The sequence below is a fragment of the Paenibacillus polygoni genome, assembly GCF_030263935.1.
Lineage (GTDB): Bacteria > Bacillota > Bacilli > Paenibacillales > Paenibacillaceae > Paenibacillus > Paenibacillus polygoni.
Genome location: NZ_CP127162.1, coordinates 2,092,803 through 2,114,493, shown reverse-complemented (window position 1 = coordinate 2,114,493; position 21,691 = coordinate 2,092,803). Strand labels below are relative to the sequence as shown.

Annotated in this window: 16 protein-coding genes; 1 reads left to right on the top strand and 15 read right to left on the bottom strand. The window is 42.8% G+C overall.

Features of this window, described 5'->3' with window-relative positions; translation table 11 throughout:
• Positions 1 to 57: 57 nt before the first annotated feature.
• Positions 58 to 1,932 carry a PAS domain-containing protein gene (locus QPK24_RS10145; protein WP_285748356.1) on the bottom strand — a complete coding sequence of 625 codons (1,875 nt, stop codon included), beginning with the start codon at positions 1,930 to 1,932 and terminating at the stop codon, positions 58 to 60.
• Between the two features lie 220 nt (positions 1,933 to 2,152).
• Complete coding sequence (locus QPK24_RS10140; RefSeq protein ID WP_285748354.1) at positions 2,153 to 2,887, bottom strand: DUF1836 domain-containing protein; 735 nt, start codon at positions 2,885 to 2,887, stop codon at positions 2,153 to 2,155.
• A gap of 247 nt (positions 2,888 to 3,134) precedes the next feature.
• On the opposite strand from QPK24_RS10140, the gene QPK24_RS10135 reads away from it, so the two are divergent.
• Positions 3,135 to 4,472 carry a hemolysin family protein gene (locus QPK24_RS10135; RefSeq protein WP_213535488.1) on the top strand — a complete coding sequence of 446 codons (1,338 nt, stop codon included), beginning with the start codon at positions 3,135 to 3,137 and terminating at the stop codon, positions 4,470 to 4,472.
• A 62-nt stretch (positions 4,473 to 4,534) separates the two neighbouring features.
• Here the strand turns inward: QPK24_RS10135 and QPK24_RS10130 are convergent, their stop codons facing one another.
• The 13 genes from QPK24_RS10130 to QPK24_RS10070 all read right to left on the bottom strand — a co-directional run bounded on the left by QPK24_RS10130 (position 4,535) and on the right by QPK24_RS10070 (position 21,677).
• Positions 4,535 to 5,461, bottom strand: coding sequence for a manganese-dependent inorganic pyrophosphatase (locus QPK24_RS10130; RefSeq protein WP_285748351.1), 927 nt, complete (start codon positions 5,459 to 5,461; stop codon positions 4,535 to 4,537).
• Positions 5,462 to 5,597: 136 nt separating this feature from the next.
• Complete coding sequence (gene infC / locus QPK24_RS10125) at positions 5,598 to 6,068, bottom strand: translation initiation factor IF-3 (RefSeq protein WP_285748349.1); 471 nt, start codon at positions 6,066 to 6,068, stop codon at positions 5,598 to 5,600.
• Between the two features lie 78 nt (positions 6,069 to 6,146).
• Entirely contained in the window at positions 6,147 to 8,018 is a 1,872-nt protein-coding gene (locus QPK24_RS10120; RefSeq protein WP_285749250.1) for an LTA synthase family protein, read from the bottom strand.
• A gap of 175 nt (positions 8,019 to 8,193) precedes the next feature.
• Positions 8,194 to 8,964 carry a DUF3891 family protein gene (locus QPK24_RS10115; RefSeq protein ID WP_285748347.1) on the bottom strand — a complete coding sequence of 257 codons (771 nt, stop codon included), beginning with the start codon at positions 8,962 to 8,964 and terminating at the stop codon, positions 8,194 to 8,196.
• Between the two features lie 20 nt (positions 8,965 to 8,984).
• Positions 8,985 to 9,905 (bottom strand): GNAT family protein, encoded by a 921-nt coding sequence (locus QPK24_RS10110; protein WP_285748345.1) that lies wholly within the window; start codon positions 9,903 to 9,905, stop codon positions 8,985 to 8,987.
• Between the two features lie 74 nt (positions 9,906 to 9,979).
• Entirely contained in the window at positions 9,980 to 10,768 is a 789-nt protein-coding gene (locus QPK24_RS10105; RefSeq protein WP_285748344.1) for a pyruvate, water dikinase regulatory protein, read from the bottom strand.
• An 18-nt stretch (positions 10,769 to 10,786) separates the two neighbouring features.
• Entirely contained in the window at positions 10,787 to 11,425 is a 639-nt protein-coding gene (locus QPK24_RS10100; protein WP_249717763.1) for a CBS domain-containing protein, read from the bottom strand.
• Between the two features lie 27 nt (positions 11,426 to 11,452).
• On the bottom strand, positions 11,453 to 14,149 hold the full coding sequence (gene ppdK / locus QPK24_RS10095; RefSeq protein WP_285748340.1) for a pyruvate, phosphate dikinase: 2,697 nt from the start codon (positions 14,147 to 14,149) through the stop codon (positions 11,453 to 11,455).
• 324 nt (positions 14,150 to 14,473) lie between these two features.
• Positions 14,474 to 14,962: a hypothetical protein gene (locus QPK24_RS10090; protein WP_285748339.1), complete on the bottom strand. Its 489-nt coding sequence runs from the start codon at positions 14,960 to 14,962 to the stop codon at positions 14,474 to 14,476.
• 161 nt (positions 14,963 to 15,123) lie between these two features.
• Entirely contained in the window at positions 15,124 to 18,315 is a 3,192-nt protein-coding gene (locus tag QPK24_RS10085; RefSeq protein ID WP_285748337.1) for a bifunctional cytochrome P450/NADPH--P450 reductase, read from the bottom strand.
• A 407-nt stretch (positions 18,316 to 18,722) separates the two neighbouring features.
• Positions 18,723 to 19,448: a LutC/YkgG family protein gene (locus QPK24_RS10080; protein ID WP_285748335.1), complete on the bottom strand. Its 726-nt coding sequence runs from the start codon at positions 19,446 to 19,448 to the stop codon at positions 18,723 to 18,725.
• Positions 19,441 to 20,952 carry a LutB/LldF family L-lactate oxidation iron-sulfur protein gene (locus tag QPK24_RS10075; protein ID WP_285748333.1) on the bottom strand — a complete coding sequence of 504 codons (1,512 nt, stop codon included), beginning with the start codon at positions 20,950 to 20,952 and terminating at the stop codon, positions 19,441 to 19,443. The genes QPK24_RS10080 and QPK24_RS10075 overlap by 8 nt, the downstream gene beginning before the upstream one ends.
• The gene (locus tag QPK24_RS10070) at positions 20,949 to 21,677 is read right to left on the bottom strand and encodes a (Fe-S)-binding protein (protein WP_285748331.1); all 729 of its coding nucleotides are present in this window, start codon (positions 21,675 to 21,677) and stop codon (positions 20,949 to 20,951) included. Before QPK24_RS10070 ends, QPK24_RS10075 begins: the two co-directional genes overlap by 4 nt.
• Positions 21,678 to 21,691 lie beyond the last annotated feature (14 nt).

Here is a 21,691-nt window from a genome sequence, read left to right as displayed (position 1 = left end):
ACAGTCCCATCTTTTCTCTACCCGAGAACAAGATCAAGACTGTCCTTTTTAATTTGTTCATAAAGCATCCAGCTCCAGTAAAAATTGAAAGGTAGCTCCCTTCCCTTCATCACTACTGACGCTGATTGTGCCTCCCATAACTTCAACCAACCGTTTTGAAATGGCTAGTCCAAGACCGGTTCCACCGTATTTTCGATTAATGGAAGTATCTAACTGCGAGAATGATTGAAACAATTCATTCTGTTTATGAAGTGGAATTCCAATACCGGTATCTTGAATTTGAAATACGAGGAGTTTTCGATTCGCCAGATGCGTGTTCATCTGTTCAATTTGTATAACCACTTCTCCATCATTCGTAAATTTAATCCCATTACTAATTAAGTTAATTAAGATTTGCTTGATCTTCGTTTCATCACCTAAAAAGGTTTCTGGGATATTCTCGTCATAATTTTGTATAAGTCGAATCCCTTTTTCTTCTGCTGAAGCGATAAATAAATCATGCACCTCATGAAGTGCTTCAATTAAGGAGAATGGCTCGTGAACCACTTCTATTTTTCCGGCTTCGATCTTACTAAAATCAAGCAGTTCTCCAAACATTTGCATGAGTGTGTTGCTGCTGTTCGCAATAATCTCTGTATATGACTTTTGCTCCTCATCGAGATCTGTATCCATTAATAATGAAGTCATCCCCACGATCCCGTTCATCGGCGTCCGCAGTTCGTGACTCATCATCGCAAGAAATTCTGATTTGGCCCGGTCTGCATGAATCGCTTCTTCTTTTGCCTTCATAATCTCTTTAATTGAGGTAATATCTCTAATCACAACGACTGCACCTTTACGTTCACCCCGATCGATTAAAGGAGTAACTTGATACTCGGCAATAAACGTACTTCCGTCTTTGCGTCCAAAGACCTCTTCTTTCACGCAGTGACTCTCCCCGGACAGAATGCTTTGATATATTGGCATCTTTTCTGGTGCGTATGGATAATGGTTTTCATTGAATTGCAAAAATTGATTCGTCAGTTTAAGACCGATCGCTTCCTCTTGATATATGCCGAGCAGTTCGGCTCCTTTTTTATTCAAATAAGTCAGATGCCCCTCATGATCTACGCCAAATATACATTCATCTACTGCATTAAAAATAAGTTCAAGTTGGTTGCTGAGATTCTCGATTTCCTGAAGATGCCGTCTGCTTTCTGTTATGTCGCTAGTAATCCCGTAAACACCTACCACCTTACCGTTTAAAATCGTAGGAACATTGATTACATTTGCCTCAATGGAATGACCTTCTTTATGAAGCATACGTATATGGTACGATTGCGGGATCCCTTTGGAAGCCATAGAAAAGTGATAATTGGTCTTCTCTATAGAATCCGGATGAATCAGAGGAGTGTACCTGCCTGTAAGAAGCTCTTCTTCCGTATGACCTGTTATCTTACATTGCCCTTCATTCACCCGTAGTAAATGGCCGCTCAGATCCATAGAAGCTACTCCTAATGGATTATATTTAAACAAGGATTTTGATTCTTCCCATTCTCTTTCCGCTGCTAAGTCTTTAATTGGAGTAACTGCCTGAACAATAAAACAATGGTCTTCCTGTTCTGAATCCTCCAATAGCGAGAAGTGAAGCTGTACTTCTTGTGACTTCATACGCTCCTTGTTTAGTAGAACTTTGTAATGAACTGCATCTTCGCTGCCTGTCTCCAGTTCATAAGCGATCTGATTAAAATTAATATATCCCACGTCTTGTAAACCTAATATATGTATAAAAGATTTAGAGAGCAGTTCATCTGAACACCGTTCAGTCCATTTCTCAAACGCTTTATTCACTTTACATATGATTCCCTTATCACCAACAACCATGGCCATCGGAATGGGTGCGTTCTGAAAGATGCTCTTCCAGACTTTACTGTCTGTTACAGGCCCTGACATGTGGCCGCCTCCTTCACCTACCAATTGTATCTACTTTAATAGTTACCTCTTTTTACCTTACTCCAAACTAAGGTTACAAAAGATTCATCTTTTTTATTTATCCTTTTCCACTCATTGCATAAATAAAACTGCACCTCCAGTTGTAAGATTGTGCCTAACAACTGGGGTGCAGTTCAGGTTTTAAAAACACCTGGCTTTTTATTGTTCATCATTCATATCATTATAGAAATAATGTTGCGTTTAAATATCGTTTTGAAAGGGAATGCAGATACGTCGTTTGTACCGATAAGGTAGCAATAAAAATAATATTTCTCACAATAAGGTGTTGTCTTTCCGTTAAATAGGAGAAAGATTGTACCACATTGTCCACCGCTGACAGCACCTGCGACTCTGCCCCCCTATCCGTATGAATAAGAGGCTCCTTCTCACAGTCTAACTGTTCAAACAGGTCTGCATACGTATTGTATAATATCAGCGGATTTAATAAATCATCGTCATCACGCACCGGATCCATAAAAATCCCTTTGAACAGATTACGAATGGAATCGAAGTCTAGGAGTGCTTTTAAATCATCTATAATAAATAGAAGTGCAGCTTGATGAATGGAATATTTCTTCCCGATCTTCGGTGAAGAAAAATATTCTTTGAAATCCCGCTTCACCCAATTTTGCATCGAAGTCAGGGATGTATTTGAGTATTCAATCATTTGTGCGAGTGACGCAATCTCTTGAAGAGAGAAACCAGCCGTTCGATTGCCTTTAATTAATTTCTCTAAGATGGGAGGAAGCGAAGTGGATAAGAAGGCTGCATATGTGGTTCCCTGATCTACGTCAGTTTTATGGTGCTTAGTCCACGCTTTCTGCAGCAGTTCGAGCGGTGTTATCTTATGATGTCCTTCGATGGACAGCAGCAGTTGTGCCATTTCGCTACGAGTAAGGGTGAATAACTCTGTCATCTCATGGACCTCCTATATTTTTGTAAACTCATCCTATTAAATCATATGGACTAATATTACGTGACCCGCTATCCCTTGTAAAGGTGTGCTAGGGAGCGCAAAAGTGTATATTGTTAAACAATTTTGACCTAAAACGCTATAAATCAGCTAAACAAGACGATATTGACCATTGCTCACCCTATCACAAGTTCTGTATACTAGTTCATATGAACCTAAAATTTATTATAAAGGATTGTGAAGATGTCTAATGGATGACATAGGACTGAAATTGTTTTTGTTTGTTGTATTAATTGGGCTTACGGCTTTCTTCGTAGCTACTGAATTTGCCATTATTAAGTTACGACCAAGCCGCATTGATCAATTAGTACTGGAAGGACGCAGAGGTGCACTTGCCGTACAGAAAGTGACATCCAATCTGGATGGTTACTTGTCTGCGTGTCAGCTTGGTATTACGATAACAGCTCTAGGACTTGGATGGCTCGGTGAGCCTACTGTAGCAATATTGATTGAACCGTTGCTTGAACGATTCGGCATTGCTGCAGAAATTGGCCATATCGTTTCTTTCATTACTGCCTTTGCTATCGTTACCTTCTTGCACGTCGTTGTGGGTGAACTCGCTCCGAAAACAATGGCTATTCAGAAAGCAGAAACTGTGACCTTCCTGGTTGCAAGACCCATTATGTTGTTCTATAAAATCATGTATCCTTTTATATGGCTTTTAAACGGATCTGCCAATGGCTTGGTTCGAATTTTCGGATTGAAACCAGCAAGTGAACATGAAGATGCTCACTCTGAAGAAGAGATACAGATTATTTTATCTGAAAGCTATCAGAGCGGAAAAATAAATAATACAGAATACGGATATGTAAATCGTATTTTTGCTTTTGACGACTTATTAGCGAAAGAAATTATGATCCCTCGTACGGATATGGTTTGTCTTTATACAAATAATACGTTTGATCAGAACATGGAAATTATCCGCCGTGAACAGTACACACGCTTTCCTGTTGCCCATCAAGGGAAAGATCAGATTATAGGAATGATTAATACAAAACAAATGTTCCTTAATTATGAGGAAGGTAAAAGTGTTGATCTCAAACAATTCATGCACCCCGTTCTTACCGTATCTGAAGCAACAGCGGTTAATGATTTGTTAAAACGCATGCAGAAAGAACAAGTTCATCTCGCCGTATTAGTAGACGAATTCGGTGGCACAGCCGGGCTTGTCACTATTGAAGATATTTTGGAAGAAATCGTTGGCGAAATTCGAGATGAATTTGACACGGAAGAACGCAAAGAAATTGAACAACTTGGGGAACTTCACTACATCGTAGATGGAAAAATTCAGCTTGATCAAATCGCAGATATGACGGGAATACATTTTGATCTGGAAACAGCGGATACGATTGGTGGATGGTTGTATACCATCTTGCTTAACCCGAAACCTGGTCAAACACATCTTCATCAAGGTCTCCTCTTTACAGTCAAAGAAGTAGGACGCAACCGAGTGAAGAAAGTCGAATTTAAGAAAGCACCAGAAGTTATGGAGAATAGTATGGAACCTGAACCTACGGTTTCGTTCTAAATAGAAAAGATATAACAAAACCCTCTGACAACAGTCAGAGGGTTTTTGTGTGTTTTTAAGTGTTATGCTAATGCTTCTGTAAGGACAGGAACAATCTGAGATTTACGAGATACAACACCTTTGAGCAGTGCCTTATTCTCAATAAGTTGTACACCGTAAGCACGTTCTACCGCTTCTGCTTTATCACCGATGGCAAGAGCAACAGAATCATTATTTAGAATATCTGTAATTACGAAAAGGAATAGATCCAAGTTTTTCACCTGAACATTTGCAGAAATGGCCGCTTCAAGTTCCTCTTGTTTTGCAAGCACATCATTAACATCTACTGTGTTTACTTGTGCAATTTCCACTTTGGAGTTACCCATTTGGAACTCTTTTGCATCCAGTGTCAGAAGCTGTGCAATTGATTTTTTGCTCAGATCCGCACCTGCTTTTAACATATCAAGACCATATACTTTAGCATCTACGCCGGCAATGGCAGCAAGTTCCTCTGCAGCAGCTATATCCTGCCCTGTGCACGTAGGGGATTTAAACAAAAGAGAATCAGAGATAATAGCAGACAACATCAAACCAGCGACTGGCTTCGTGATTTCTACATTGTTTTCTTTATACAGCTTATTCAGAATAGTCGCAGTACAGCCAACAGGTTCCGCACGATAATATAACGGCTGGCTTGTCTCAAAATTTGCAATACGATGATGATCAATTACTTCAGTAACTTGTACTTGATCAATATCACTTACACTTTGCTGACGTTCATTATGGTCTACCAAAATGACTTTGTTTACTTCATTCGCAACCGTCTCAACTAGACGCGGTGCAGCAACGCCAAAGTAATCAAGAGCATACTGAGTTTCACCGTTCACTTCGCCAAGACGTACCGCCTCTGCTTCTAAGCCCAGTTTGTTTTTCAGATCAGCATATGCGAGTGCAGAGCAGATCGTATCCGTGTCGGGATTTTTGTGGCCAAAGATTAAAGTTTTCTCCATTGAAAAGTAACCTCCGATAATTGTTAGAGTAAGTTCAAAATTTTAGATCATCCGTTAAGGATGTAAGTCCTTTTAAGATTATAGCGTTAAATCATCTGTATTCCAATAACTCTACCTTGTATTTAACAACATTTTTTTAAGGATGTAATTCCACAACCGCCTGTTTACCGCTAAGCTGGATTCCTGTACTTGGTTTCCCGAGTGGTTTTAAATCCCGAATGAAGTCTTCAAGTAATTTCTTAGCTGCCTCTCCTTGCTTTCCTTGAATCTTCACAACCAGCTTTACAATATCACCGGTCTTTAGAATCCGCTCCATTTGTGTTCTTTTGGTATCATAATCATGCTCCTCAATCTGAGGTGTCAGCCTGATCTCTTTCGTCTTCGGTGCTCTGTCTTTACGTTTCTCAGCCAGTGCTTCCTGTTTCGCTGCTCCAGCCCCAATCAGTTTGCAAGGCGGCGGACTTGTCATGAGTGAGGTGCATACTAAGTCCACTTTCAACTCCTTTGCTAGTTTTAGCGCTTCTTTTGTAGACATTAGACCGAGATCTTCTCCATGAAGACCCGTTACTTGCACTTCCGATGCTTTTATTTTTTCATTTTTAATCATCAGTTTTTCTCCTCTTGTCTTTCATTTTCCCTGCCAAAAGGCACCGTATCATCATACGGTGCCTTTACGATTCTAACTTTATAACCCGCGTTTTGGAAGCAGCTTCACATATTCATCAGACAACTTCATGAGCTGCATAATGTAATCATAGTCTGACTTATATTTTTCAAAGTCTTCCACAGGAGTCAGGGTTTCAAGCGAAATGGCAGTTCCGTCCTCAAACCCAGTACCTGGAATAAACATAATATCATTATTGAAGAAAGAACCCGTTGGCAAGTAATATCGCATTCCAATCACATTTTGATCCACATTCAGCAGATCCTGACCGAATGCAGTAAATTTCGTGTCCTCAAGTGAAATACCGAGCAGATTGCTGACCGTAGGCAGAATATCCATCTGACCGCCGACCGTCTCAATTTCTTGCCCTTCGATCCCTGGCACATGAATGATTAGAGGAATGTTAAAACGGCTGACCTGTTCATGGTACGGAATACCGAGCGCTGCTTCGACCTCTTCTGGGGAAGTACTTTGATTCTGTAATCCAAAATGGTCACCATATACAACAAGGACTGTTTCATCCCATAATCCTTGTTCTTTTAGACCATCGATCAACGTTCCAAGCGCATAATCCGTATAATTCAGTGAAGTTAAATATTCCCCAAGCGCCGTTCCTTCAATAGAAGCAGGAGTATCCCACTTCACAAATTCCGGTTTCACTTTGAATGGAGAATGGCTCGATGCCGTTACAAACTGAGCATAAAAAGGTTTGTTCTGCGCTTTTAACTCTGCCAGCTTTTCAACTCCAACGCTAAATAGTTCTTCATCGGAAGCACCCATCTCATTAAAATTATCATTATTGTAATAAGGCTTATCAAAATATTGATCAAAATGGAGTGCAGGATACATCTTGATTCGATCCCAGAAGCTAACCGTGTTCACATGAAACGTCTCTGCTGTGTATCCTTCATTTTGCAAAAGTCTCGGCAGACTCGGAAGAACCCGGTCGCTATATCCGGTAGACATCGCAATCGTACCAAGCGGATAAATAGAAGTATTAGAGATAAATTCAGCATCCGAAGTATTTCCCTGACCAATTTGCTGGAATACATTTGTGAAATAAAGACTATCTTTTACAAGTTCATTCAGAACCGGTGTAACTTCTTGACCTTCTACCGATTGCCCAATCGGGAAACGCTGGAAAGATTCAAGCTGAACGACAATGACATTTTTACCTTTCATCGCTCCATATCCTTCTGGTTTTGCATCAGAATCTTTCTCCGCGGATTGATAAGGATAAGATGACTTCAGATCATTAACTTTCTTAATGGTCTCTTCTAGATTCCCAGCGGCGATTGCCTTATTCTCTGCTTTCGCATGAATAGCGGCAGCAATCTGATAATTCAGAAATCCCAGCTCATCAGCACGAACGGTTTCATTCTCGATCGTACCATCTTTCGCAATCGTCAGCCCCGAGAGAATCACACAGATGGCTCCGACCGCAACGATAGAAATCCGGGAAAGCTGTTTTGTATACATGCGGCGTTTGCCTTGCATTCGCTGGTAGAACCACCAAATCGTCATTAAAATGACATCAGCGAAAAACAAGAAATGCATCGGTTTAATGAGCATACCAATACTTCCTGCGACTTGTGGAATCTGATTCAAGCTGAGCAGTGTTGTGTAAGTAGGTATAGAGCCAAACTGCACGTTATACAGCGTTGCTGCGAACAAAATGAGAGAAAAGAGGGTATTTAGTACAAAATAAGCACTGCCTTTCCATTTGCGCGGACTAATCAGTTCCCATAGGCTTAGAATAACAAGAATCGCTAGGGCATCTGCACCTAAACGGTCCAGTGATAAGTCTCTAAAAACGAAGAAACGGAATAAGGCAAACTTTGCCAAAAGTAAGACAAATACAACAACAAATAAGGACCCCTGAAGCCCCTTCATCGTTTTTTTCAAAATTATAACCCCATTTATCAAAATTGATTTCTATTTTACAAAAATCTTGATTCATTATAACACTGTTTTGATCTGCCTTCCATTTCAGAGCAAGAAAAAAAATAAACAAACAAAAAAGAAACGACCGTTAATGGGCCATTTCTTTTCTATATGCCTTATATTTTTACGATGTGTACGTAATCTTCTGAACTACCGGCTCTGTCTCATGATAAGCTTTACTTAGTCCTTTATCTTGAATCTCTTTTTTTGCTACTTTTCGGTACGATAACTCTGCCTCAAAAGACTCACTAAACGGGGCAGGCTGCACCACCACCGTATCTTCATTTTTCCAACATGCTTGGACGGATTCTGATCTTTCTTGAAAAAGAACCGCAGCGGATCCAAGCCCCTTTTGGAACCAAGGATGTTCCTTGTCTTTGCTTACCCCCGGTTCATTCATACATACGTAAAGAGAGAGATCATCACATAATTGAAGTAAGTGATAATGTTGTTTCATTTCGGACTCTTGCATCAAGCCCAGTTGTTGCTTCAGTTGGTCTTGTCTCTGCTTCTCCTCCTGATTAAATGAAATACTGAATGGATCAGTACCATTCTTAATATCAGGAAAGGCGGAAAAATGGTGACTTACTAAGTAACCAGCATACGGATTCACGGATTCTACTTCCTGAATTCCGACTTGGTACATTTTAAGCTTAACCGCATAAGGGTAGTCAACGAAATAATAAGGAGCGTTAGTGACTTCATTCCAGATGGGGTCGGCATCAAGCCGTATCCACCCACGATCGTGCTGTGTGATTGCATAAATGACATCTTGTCTATCTTTCTCATGTATGAAATATTCCGATTTCAAATGTTTGGCGATCTCTCCGCTTAATCTAGCATGTTCATGCTGCTCAATCATAATAAAATGTTCTGCTTGTTCTCTTATCACCATGAGAAATTCATCTCCTGTCATTATCTTTGTTTATGATAAGTAACCCATGCGGGAGCAGGTTCAAACGGATACACATGCAGCAGCTCCATTTGGTAAGGATCTGTACTGTCTACTTCGCAAGTAAGCTGCTTGATCCTGTTATCAGCGGCGTATGTCATTTGTTCTTTTGTAAGCAGCAGAATTAGATCTAAGGGCTCAGAAGACGCCGCACCTCTCCATCCCAGTTCCGCCACACCATCCTCTGAAACCAAATGAAGCAAGGCAAATCCGGCACAATGACCGTTCGCAGCATTGAGAGCAACATAAGAACCTTGTGAATCCAAATCTTGTCCATGCAGGAATGCTTTCCAGCGAGATAAATCAAACACACCCGGTGGATTCGCCCGGTGCGTATGTTCATAGGTTTTTTTCACAAGATGTACGAGTTCTTCTTCTCCCTGTCCTCTCTCAAGGAACTCTGACAGTGAGAGCAGCTCATAATCTGAGCGGCGGTTCATAACGTATTCCTCATCTCTAATAAATCCACACTGAGACGTCGCAATATGTACGTGATATGTATTTCTAATTTCATAGAAACCTTGCTTAATTAGTGCCTGCTTCATTGCAAAGTCAGTATCCCAAACCGAGATTTGGAGCGGGTATACCATGCGGTGCGCTGATAAAGACATTAACAGTCTTGATGCAATCTGCATTCGGTCACTTGAAGGTAAGACGAGAAGTGAGATATAGGTACAATAGGGATGAAACGGACGATGATAGGTAAAAATCATGCCTGCTGGAACTCGATCAGCGAGCGCAACAAAAGCAATTTCTGAATTCGCCGGGTGTACATGTTCCTGATCATCTGCTTTTACGAACTCTCTTAACTTCATATAAAAAGGTTCATGCTCTACCCCAAAGGGTTCGATCGTAATATTCTGGTACTCCGTTGTTGTGAACAAGCGGCTCCCCCCTATACGCATTTGTCTTATCTATCATCGTATCAAAAGAAGCAGAAAACCGCCAGAAGGCGGTTTCATATATAACCAAGTATCATTCCCGCTGTTTCTTCAATCGCTTTGTCTGTAACATTAATAACCGGGCAGCCTAACCGATCAAATAGGTTGTATGCATATTCGAGTTCCTCCACAATTCTAGCAAGCGAAGCATAATTAGAACCATGCGGCAAACCCATGACTTTTAGACGTTCTGTGCGAATTTTGAGCAGATGTTCTGCGTCCATCGTAAGGCCGATGACTTGACCCTTGATCGCTTCATTAAGCGGATCAGGGGGTTTGATCTCAGGCACGACAGGATAATTTACGACCTTATATCCTTTATGCGCGAGAAAAATACTGAGCGGCGTTTTCGAAGTTCGGGACACACCAAGAAGGACAATGTCCGCTTTTCGAATTGCGCTGGTATCTTTTCCGTCATCACATTTCACTGCAAACTCAACGGCTTCTACCCGGCGAAAATAGTCTTCATCCAGGCGATGGAGCACCCCTGGCCTTTGCGTAGGAGAATCATGAAATGTATCAATAAAGGCCTGCATCATGGGCCCCATAATATCCACTGTCCGGATACTCAGCCGAATGGACTCTTCTTTGATCAGTTCACGAAGTTCAGGCTGCACAAGAGTATAAGCAACAAATCCTGACATTCGGTGAACTTCTTCCATTACATCGCGGATCTCTTCCTCACTGCGAATCTGAGGGTAACGTTTAATCTGAATTTGCAAAGATTCAAATTGGTGTAGTGCAGCTCTCACAACAAGATCAGCAGTCTCCCCGAGTGAATCCGAGCATATAGCAACAAATTGCATATTTTCTCCTCCAGCGGCCTATTCTACTGCGATCTGAACGACAAGCTTGGTTATGGTAGTCTTCGTTATTCTGCCAACGACTTCATACCCATCCTCTTGATTCCACGTTCGAATGACAGGAAGACTGTCCACTTCATAATTAATCATTTTCTGTGCAGCCTCTACGACATGATCTTCTGGGGTAACGGCAATGATCTGTACGGCTCTCGTCATCAGCATACATACTGGCACTTCGGATAGATCTTGGTTCCCAAGCGTCATCTTCAGGAGGTCTTTTCGAGATAAAATGCCAGAAAGTCTACCTTCTTTATTAATAACAAACAGAGTCCCCACGTCCTCTAAAAAGAGAGCAACGACAGCTTCGTGAAGCGTCGCATTTTCATTAATAACGACCGGTACACTTTGAATATCTTTAACTTTCATATTCACTAGCGCCGTTCGAAGCGGTTCCTTCGCCGTCAGACGCTCACCTGGAAAATATCCAACCTTGGGCTTTGCAGACAAGTACTGTGTCATGACAAGAAGAGAAAGATCGCTGCGTATCGTCGGTTTAGGCAAGCCCAGCTGTTCAGCGATCTGATCTCCAATAATCGGTGTCTTCTTCTGCACAATGTCAATAATTTGCTGCTGGCGCGCGGTAAGTTCTATTTTATTCACCCTCCAGCGTGGTTTGTTAACTATCTCTTATGCTGTAGTAGATACCTTATTCTCACCTTGTGATGTCTTCGTTATATTTGAAGCTTGAATTTGTGCTTGGGCAGCAGCGATCCGTGCAAACGGCACTCGGTAAGGAGAACAGCTAATATAATCGAGTCCCGCGTTATGGAAAAAGAAAATAGAATCTCGCTCCCCTGCATGTTCTCCGCAGATTCCTGCTGCAAGTTCAGGTTTAAGGGATCTTCCTTGTTCAAGCGCAATGCGGATCAGCTCACCCACTCCCTCTTGATCTAACACTTCAAATGGATTCGCAGGAAGAATCTTTTGTTCTACATAATGGTTTAAAAACTTCCGCTCTGCATCATCTCGGCTGTATCCCAGTGTCATTTGAGTCAGGTCATTCGTACCAAACGAGAAAAAGTCGGCATGCTCTGCTATTTGTGACGCCGTAAGCGCAGCACGAGGAACTTCAATCATCGTACCTACACGGTAAGGGCAATGAATTCGTTCTTCCCTAAGTACCTGCTCTGCTACTTCATCAACTAATTTACGCAGGACAGATAACTCATTTGCGTGACCAATCAGTGGAATCATGATCTCGGGCATTACTTTGATCCCTTGATGGATACATTGCAGCGCGGCTCTAAATATCGCTTCGATCTGCATATCGTAGATTTCCGGAAAAACGATGCCAAGTCTCGCTCCTCTTTGACCTAACATGGGGTTCGACTCTTTCAATTCTTTCACCTTCTGTATTACACGATCTACCTTCTCGAGTTCATCAGTATCCCCATCGAGAGTAATCATCTTCAGATGCTCTCTTCTTCCTTCAAGCACTTCAAGCTTAGGCAAAAATTCGTGGAGCGGCGGATCAAGCAACCTGATTGTTACGGGCAGTCCATCCATCTCCATGAAAATTTCCGCAAAATCCGATTGCTGTACAGGTAGTAGTCTTTGGAGCGCTTCCTGACGCTCTTGATTACTCCCTGCAACAATGACTCTCTGTACCAGCGGAAGTCTTGATGGAGATAAAAACATATGCTCTGTACGGCATAATCCAATTCCTTCCGCTCCCCATTTACGAGCGAGTCTCACTTCATGAGGGTGATCACTGTTAGCAAAGACTTTCATTCGCTTCACTTCATCTGCCCAATCCAGCATCCGTGTTAATTCTTCAGAGATTTCAGGCTCTCTCAGTTCGATTTCTCCGGCATATACTTTTCCTGTTCCGCCATCAATCGATATGACATCTCCTTCCCGGAAGATTTGGTTACTGCAGATCAGCTCTTTGGTATCCTCTCGAAGTTCTAGCTCTTCACAACCACATACGCATGGGGTTCCCATCCCTCTCGCCACGACCGCAGCATGACTTGTCATTCCGCCGCGGAGCGTTAGAAGCCCTTCTGCTGCGATAACACCGTGAATGTCCTGCGGAGTCGTTTCTCTGCGCACGAGAATTACTCTTTTTCCAAGAGATGCCCAGGATTCAGCTGTTTCTGCGTCAAATACGAGCTGACCGCTTACTGCGCCAGGAGAAGCAGGTAGTCCGCTGGCTATAATCTCATCTTCTTCTCTAACCTTGATCGATTGATGAAGGAGTTGATTCAAGTGTTCAGGCTCTATACGAATCAGTGCCTCTTCCTTAGTAATAATCCCTTCTTCCGCATAATCAACAGCTGCTTTCATAGCCGCTTGTGCTGTTCGTCTTGCATTTCTCGTCTGTAATATGTAGAGCTGACCTTTCTCAATCGTAAATTCAATATCTTGAATATCGCCATATAGCTCTTCTAATAAAGAAGCGGCTTCATGAAGCTGTTCATATACGGACGGCATCGTTTGTTTGAGATAAGTTATACCAAAAGGAGTTCTTGTACCCGATACCACTTCTTCTCCTTGAGCAGCAGGCAAGTATTCACCCAGCATCTCATTCCCGCCGGTGGAAGGATCTCTCGTAAATAGAACCCCTGTACCGCTCGTTTCATCCCGATTCCCAAAAATCATTTCCTGTACACTTACAGCCGTGCCTTGATCTTCTGGTATTTTATGAACTTTGCGATAGACCTTTGCCCTTGGATTTGACCAGGAACGGAAAATAGCCCGTACCGCATCAATTAACTGGTCTTCTACGTTTTGCGGGATCGACTTTTTGGCACGATGAAGAATCATTTGTTTATATTTGCTAATTAGCTCCTCCAGTTTTTCTATAGGTAACTGTCCGATATGTTCTGCTTCCGATTCAAGGTTTACCTGCTGAAGAATTTTAGAAAACGCATTATTTTCGATGTCCATAGCGACATGACCATACATCTGTATAAATCTTGCATAACATTCCAGTGCAAATCTTCGGTCGCCTGTGGCTAAAGCAAAGCCCTCTACGGTTTCATCCGTGAGGCCTAAATTAAGAATGGTATCCATCATGCCGGGCATAGAGGTGACCGCTCCTGAGCGTACCGCAAGTAAAAGAGGGTTCAGCGGATCACCGAAGCGCTTGTTTGACGTTTGCTCAAGAGACCGAAGTGCTGTTCGAATCTCTTCAATAAGTGTAAGCGGGATATGACCAAGGTGAGTATAATAATCTCTGCAGGAAGCTGTCGTGATCGTGAACCCATAGGGAACTGGTAAACCAGCTTTTGTCATTTCGGCCAGGTCTGCACCTTTACCGCCGAGCAGCTCGCGCATAGACGCGTTTCCTTCATGAAACAAAAACACCCGCTTGTTCTTCATTTTTATCTCTCCTTGTCATAATTACCAATATTTTCAAGTTACACTCAGCCAATATAATACGTCATGAAGGACAATTGGTCAATATATAATACGTCACGATAATAAGGAGCGCAGCTCCCTTTTTCCTCATCATGAATCATAAAAATTCTGGCATATGAAATAAAAAAAGACTGTAAGGCAAACTAGTTTAAGCTAGTTTCCTTACAGTCTGAAGCCGCTAAAGGACGGCTAGAGTGTGTATGATTTATGTAGTATGGGGGCTCAGGTCCAATTGTCGCGCATGATTACATCTTACATCCAAAACAGCACACGCAATGATACGTCTTAATTCACGGCTCCATGTTCGGTAATATCTTCTGGATCGTTAGTACTCTCTATTCCTGCTTGGTCCAAAATTGGACGGATGGTACTGCTATGATAAGACATACGCGGGCGTAAATAAATATCATTCGTCTTTCCATATAAGTAGAGGGATATCTCATTTGTATCATCATACCCACGATAAGAACGGATCTGGTCGAAAGAGTAAAAACGTGTACCGTACTTAATTCCCTTCGTTCCTACATAGAACCGGGTTACAAAGTAATGCACGATAAAAGCGATAATAAAGAGTCCGTATCTCAACATACCTGTACTTGAAATGAGATAAATTCCGCCTAAAATAAACACGACAAGGGTAAGAAAGGATTGCTGTTTTCCCTGGCCATCAAACCTAATTTGTCCCACCCGCCCGCGAAGCCACATACTATGACAAAGTATGACAGCAGACAAACCTAAATATACGATCAAACTGATGATCTGAAACGATAACATATACTCACTCCCTGCGGCTGCTAATAGTCTTTGAATTCTCTACCCACATTGTACTTGCCTATAGCAAGGGATGTACAGGTTTTTCCAATTGATTAATTTATAAAAAAAGAGCTAACCCCAGTGATACACCACTGAGATTAGCTCCCCTACTCAAAGTTAGATCAAGCTCCTGCCCATACATCCTTCGCATATTTACCAGCTGATTCAAGACCGGTCAGCCAAGCTAATGCCTCTTCTTCACTAACCCCATGTTTCGACTGATAAGCTGCAATCAAGGTTTGTTCTACATCCGGTGCCATTTTTGTACCATCACCGCAAATGTACATTTTGGCTCCTTGTTCCAGCAGGTTAAGCAGATGTTCGGCATCTTGTTTCATTAGATGCTGTACATAACATTTTTCTTGTCCATTCACTCTCGAGAAAGCCGTATGAAGCGTAACCAGCCCTTCCTCTTGAGCAGCGACTAACTCTTCTTTATAGAGATAGTCATGTTCCGGATTCCGGCATCCAAAGTATAGATGGGCTTCGCCCAGTTTCATATTTTGCTCCTTCATCACTTTTCTCGCTTGAATGAAACCGCGGAATGGAGCTACTCCAGTACCTGGGCCAATCATAATAATTGGGGTTTCCGCCTCTTCAGGAAGATGGAATCCAGATTCTGGCGTACGTACAAACAGGAATACCTCGGCGCCTAATTCGAGACCTTCCAAGTAGTTGGAGGCAATTCCTTTATACTGCCCTTGGCCGCTCCATGCTGCGTCTCTTACTACGCTTACTGTAATACTTACGATATTTTCACTCACTTTAGGAGAACTTGAAATCGAATAGTATCTTGGTTTCAGTGCAGGCAGTAATTCCATGAACCGTTCAAATGGAATTTCGCAAGCTTCATATCTTTCAATCAAATCGAGCATGGTAATTCTCTTAGCTCTAATTTCGGTTTGGTATACCTCATCATCCAGCATAGCTGTCAGCTCTTTTGCATGAGGAGGACATACGGTATAAGCTGCAAGCTCACGCAGCTGTGCACGAGTTGCCGGTTCCTGCAGTTCTACACTGCGTGCAAGCAGGTCATCAAGACGTACGGGAGTTCCTACTGGTAAATGCGCACTGCTTCTTCCGCTCGCGGATAGAACCAGGTGACTGCTTCCTTGAAGAGCAAACCGTTTTAGCACGCGCTGTACGAGCGACTCAGGATTAACAGGCAAGATGCCCAAGTGGTCTCCTTCTTGATATGATGCTCCTTCTGGAAGAGCAATCTCAATATGCTGAGTAATTCTGCCGCTTTCTGCATGTTGTAAATTCTCACTTTTAACGATATGGCCAAGTTCAGCATGGTACGTCTCTACGAGGGGTACAGCAGCTACTCCGCTGACATATTTCACTTTCAGTCCAGCACCCTTCTTCTTGCCATTCTCTACAAGCTTCAGATCCAGTGCTTGCATCAGATCAGGCCATAGTCCTTCCGACCAATCATCCACATCGGTTTCGAAATCCCCGCTTGCATCACTTTCTCCTCTTCCAAGAAGGCGAGTCGCTCCTTTTGCTTCCAAGGTTTCATCAATCAATCTTGGAATCCGCTGATAAGTGCTGGCCCAGTTATGGTCACCACAGCCAAATACCACATAACGAACACCTTCGAACTCACCTGGTTCTGCTGATTCAATCCACTGCGTAAATGATTTTGCATTGGATGGCGGCTGACCATTATAAGAAGCTGTGACAATAAGCACGACGCCTTCTTTTGGCAGATCGCCCGCATAATCATCCATTGGGGCTACATTACTATCAAACCCCTGATATTTAGCCCGGTCTGCTACCTCACGAGCAATCCCTTCTGCAGTACCGAGGTTCGAGCCGTAAAGTACAAGCATTGGAGTATGATGCGCATTCTCTGGCAATGATTCAGCTGTGTCCGCTTCTGACGTTTGTTCTTGTGCGGTAACTGCTGAAGCACCTGGAATCATAAGTGCTGCAGATAAGTTTCCTCTGCTGCGTACTTTTACATGGAATTCATCCGGCTTCAAAGTCAGCGTCTCTTTTACTTTCAGCTCATAGTTATTAACATCGATAAATTCAAAATGTTTTACAACAAGACCAAGAACAAGAGTAGCTTCTTGAAGGGCAAATTGCTGTCCAATACATGCTCTTTGTCCATTACCAAATGGTTTATAAGCGTCATGCGGTACTGCGCTTGGATCTGCGAAGCGTTCCGGTTTGAACTCTTCCACATCATCTCCCCATACCCGAGTATCTCTATGCAGCGCCGGAATAAGAACGGTTACGCTGTCGTTTTTCTTGATCGGATATTTACCTGCAATTTGTGTATCCTCTTTCGCATAAAGAGAAAATGCTGGTGCAGTTGGCCATAGACGTAGTGCTTCATTTAACACCATACGAGTATACTTGAGCTCTCTAACCTGGTTGTACGTAGGGACCGGATCTTTGAAGACACGATCAACTTCCTCTACAATCTTTTTCATTTTGTCTGGATTCTTCATTAAGTAGTAGATGGCAAATGACAGAAGACCGCTTGTTGTCTCATGTCCTGCGATCAGGAAAGTAATGATCTGAAAACGTATATTTTCAGAGTCCAATTTTTCGCCTGTTGCCGGATCCACACCTTCGAGCATGTGGGAAAGTAAATCTCCGCTGTTTCCGCCGCCACGCTCTTTACGTTCCTTGATCAGATCATCCACAAGATTGAACATAAACTGCTTATCATCTTGAAACTGTTTCTTTCTTTTCACCATAAACATCTCTTGAATACCTAATCGATGAAGCTGACTCATCCCTTCGTCCAATGAACGAACCATGGCATCGATAAATGGATGATTATCTTCTCTGTAAAAACTGTTGAAACGGTAATCAAATCCACACAGCCCAATCGTATCTAGCGTAAGTCTGGTCATATCAGCCGGAACATCCACCGTTTCATCAGGGTTTAATCTTGCCCATTTCTGAACGAGCTGAAAAGCAATATCAAGCATTTTGGTGTGATACCCTTGCATGGCACGCTGACTAAAACTAGATAACAAAATGTTATGTGCTTTTTTCCAGTTAGGCTCGTTCGTTGCACTCGTAAAAAGTCCATCGCCCGCAAACGGCCGAACATTTTGAAGTGGAGCCCATATTCTCTTATCAAAGCGCTTCTCATCTGTCGCATCTTTCACAAATTCATGACCTGATATATATACTTCCTTACGTCCAGCAGGATACTGCATTTGGAAGATCGGACCATACTCTTTTGCAATTTTAGATAGTGACTGTATCGGAGCCGTTCCTTCAATCATGGGTAAATTTCCAAGCGGACCATAGGTTTTAGGTTGTGGTATTTGAACAGATTCTGTCATTACATTTCCCTCCGTTATCCTTCATTAATAATGCATTCTCGCTCCCTAGAACCAACTGACCATAATAGTAAACCGGTCATTTTGATGTAAAAAAAAGTGGATTTGATTATTTAATCTCTCCTATATATCTACACTATCACGATGAAAAATGGGGCACAACAGGTATAAGGTCATAATTAATTACGTCAAAAGTTCCATATTTATTTCAAAAAATAACCAAATATTTTGTCGTATTTTGGTACTTTTATCACAGCAATTCTTATTGCAGTGTTACATACCTACCTCATTTATTACATAAAAGTTGAATCTCCTACTTTATTCCTTACCCAAATGATTAGTTCCTGAACATAAAAAGCGAAGAAACCTCCAATCTTTTAGAGCTTCGGAGGTCTTCACTTGTTTTTGATTTAGCCTACTATAATCGCATATACGATTCCAGGACCATGAACTCCAATGGTCAGATCATTTTCTATATCAGAAGACCTGCTGGGTCCGGATATAAAATGCACCCCTGCCGGTAATTTCTCTCGCCCTTGCTCGCCCAGTTCTACAAGCAGTTCGCCCATTCTCGTTCGAATTCGTTCTCTAGGAATAATAAGAAAAAGTACCGTGGGCAGTAAACTTACCGATCTTCCCTTTTCCTTGGAAGACTTCACCATCACTGAACCGGTATAAGCGGCTGCTCCATCTGCAACCACGATCCCAATATCCGCTTCTGCAGCCAGAACTTTCTCATCCCTTCCTTCCTCCGTATTCCAGAAAGTAATCTTGGCGTAGGGGATGGAATCTTCTAAGTGGAGCGCCCTTAGCTCTTCTTGAGCCTGACAAACAATCCGCTTAGGTTCCAGCTCTTCTGCTTTTTCCTCAATCCATGCACGAAGTTCCTGCTCGTTAGAGACGAGGGCGACATGTCCCCCTACACTCTCAAAGTGAAGAGAAAATTGTTCAACCCGCTTTTCGTCATCCCAATTCGTATCATTCCAAAATTCAGGTGAACCTCGAAAGGGTCTCGCGGGTCGTTCCTTTATCCGTGGTCGTTGCAGTTTAGAAGCGATATGCTGCATAAATGTATCCTGTTTGCGCCGGGATTCTTGTTCAAGTTCCGCAAGCCAAGATTCGCCATATTTACTCATCTCGCGAGTCCCCCTGTTGTCTACGGTTAAGTATATCTTGCATTCGTATGCGAACATCGTTGTTCATCTCCACATGCTCTGCCCGGATCTCAGATTCCAGCGTCTTCCATGACTGTCTGAAAGACTGTTTTGCAAGCGATGGAGCTACTCTGTAACTGTTCCAACCCTTAAGCGGTCCTGCCTTTAAGGTGATTTCACCATTTTTTACAACTAGTTTTTGACCGATTTGTCCCATTTTTATCGCTGTACTAAAGCGGCTGGCCTTCTTCACGACCGTTCCAAAAGCCTTCATCCCTGCGGTTTCTGCTTTATTTCCATACCCTTGCTCGACTTTACGTCTGCGAAGAGAAACAAGCATGTCATGTAAAGGGATTTTCACAGGACAAGCTTCATAACACGCTCCGCAGAGACTTGAGGCACTCGCAATATCATCCCACTCAGCGACATTCTTATTTAGTGCTGGAGTTAGGACAGCCCCAATCGGTCCGCTATACGTGCTTCCGTAAGCATGACCTCCAATGTGGCGATAAACGGGGCAAGCGTTTAGACATGCACCGCAGCGGATACAGTTCAGCAGTTCCTGAAACTCTGGGTCACCGAGCTGCAAAGAACGTCCGTTATCCACGATAATGATATGCATTTGTTCAGGCCCATCGGCATCTTCGGTCCTTTTAGGACCCGTTATACCTGACATATACATCGTCATACGCTGACCTGTAGCTGATCTTGGCAGCAGGGTTGCCATAACCTCTAGATCAGCCCATGACGGGATGATTCGCTCCATGCCCATCAGAGTAATCTGCGTTCGCGGCAGTGTGCTCACCATCCGTGCATTCCCTTCATTTTCGAAGAGAACCATGGAACCTGTCTCCGCAATTGCAAAATTACATCCCGTCATGCCGATATCGGCATCGAGGAACCGTTCTCGTAATTTTTTTCGCACAAATCCTGCGAGAATCGTTGTATCAGGAGCCAGCGTTTCACCTGCAACCTCGGATAACAGCTCGGCAATCTGATATCTATTCTTATGAATAGCCGGGATAACAATATGAGAAGGCATCTCACCGGCAAGCTGGATAATATATTCACCAAGATCCGTTTCAATCGCTTCGATTCCCGCTTCTTCTAGTGCATGATTCAGATGCAGTTCTTCTGTGACCATGGATTTAGACTTTACGACAGAATGAGCTTCCCGGTGTTTCGCGATCTGTAAGGCAATCTTGACGGCTTCCTCACCGGTCTCGGCAAAATGGACATGAACTCCGTTTGCTCTCGCATTCTCTGTAAAAAGATTCAGATAATAATCCAAATGAGCAATGGTATGAAGCCTGATCTGTCTTCCGCGCTCTCTCCATTCTTCCCATCTGCCATGCTCTTCGGATGCCAGCTTTTTGCCACCACGAAGCCTTTCTGTCGTAAATCGTACCGCCCTGCGTAAAAATTCGTCATGCAGTGCAATTTCTGCGCGTTCTCTAACGGCATGTTTTCCTGCTCCCATGCTCATGAAGACTTCACCCCTTCGTATAGCAGCTCAGCAAGATGCATAACCCGAACCGGCTGATTTTGAAAGCGCAGCTGACCGGCAATATTCATCAGACATGCCATATCTAGACCCACGAGAACTTCAGCCTCTGTCTCGACGACATGTTCTGCCTTTTCCGTTACCATCGCACCTGAAATATCTGCCATCTTCACAGCAAAGGTCCCGCCAAACCCGCAGCAATCCTCCGCAAAAGGAAGAGGAACAAACTCGATATCCTTGACACCTGCCAGCAGCGCCATCGGTTCTTCTTTCACTCCTAATAAACGACTGCCATGACATGAGGGATGATACGTAACTTTATGAGGGAATCTAGCACCTATATCGGTAATCCCAATCACCTGAACTAAAAATTGTGTAAACTCATAGGTTTTCGCTTCAAGACGTCTTGCTTGATCTGCGAGAACAGGATCATCCTTAAATAAGTCTTTATAGTGATGAATCATATAAGTGCAAGAACCCGAAGGTGAGACTACAAAATCACTGTCTTCAAATGCTTCCAGAATCGTTCTAGCCGCTGTTCTCGCTTCGTCAAAATATCCGCTGTTATAAGCCGGTTGACCGCAGCAAGTCTGCACGTTTGGAAATTGAAGAGTGACGCCGTATTTAGCCAATATACGTACCATGGCTTCTCCCACCGCTGGATAGATGGCATCACTCAAACAAGTAATAAATAGGGAGACTTTCATCAGCGTACACCTCT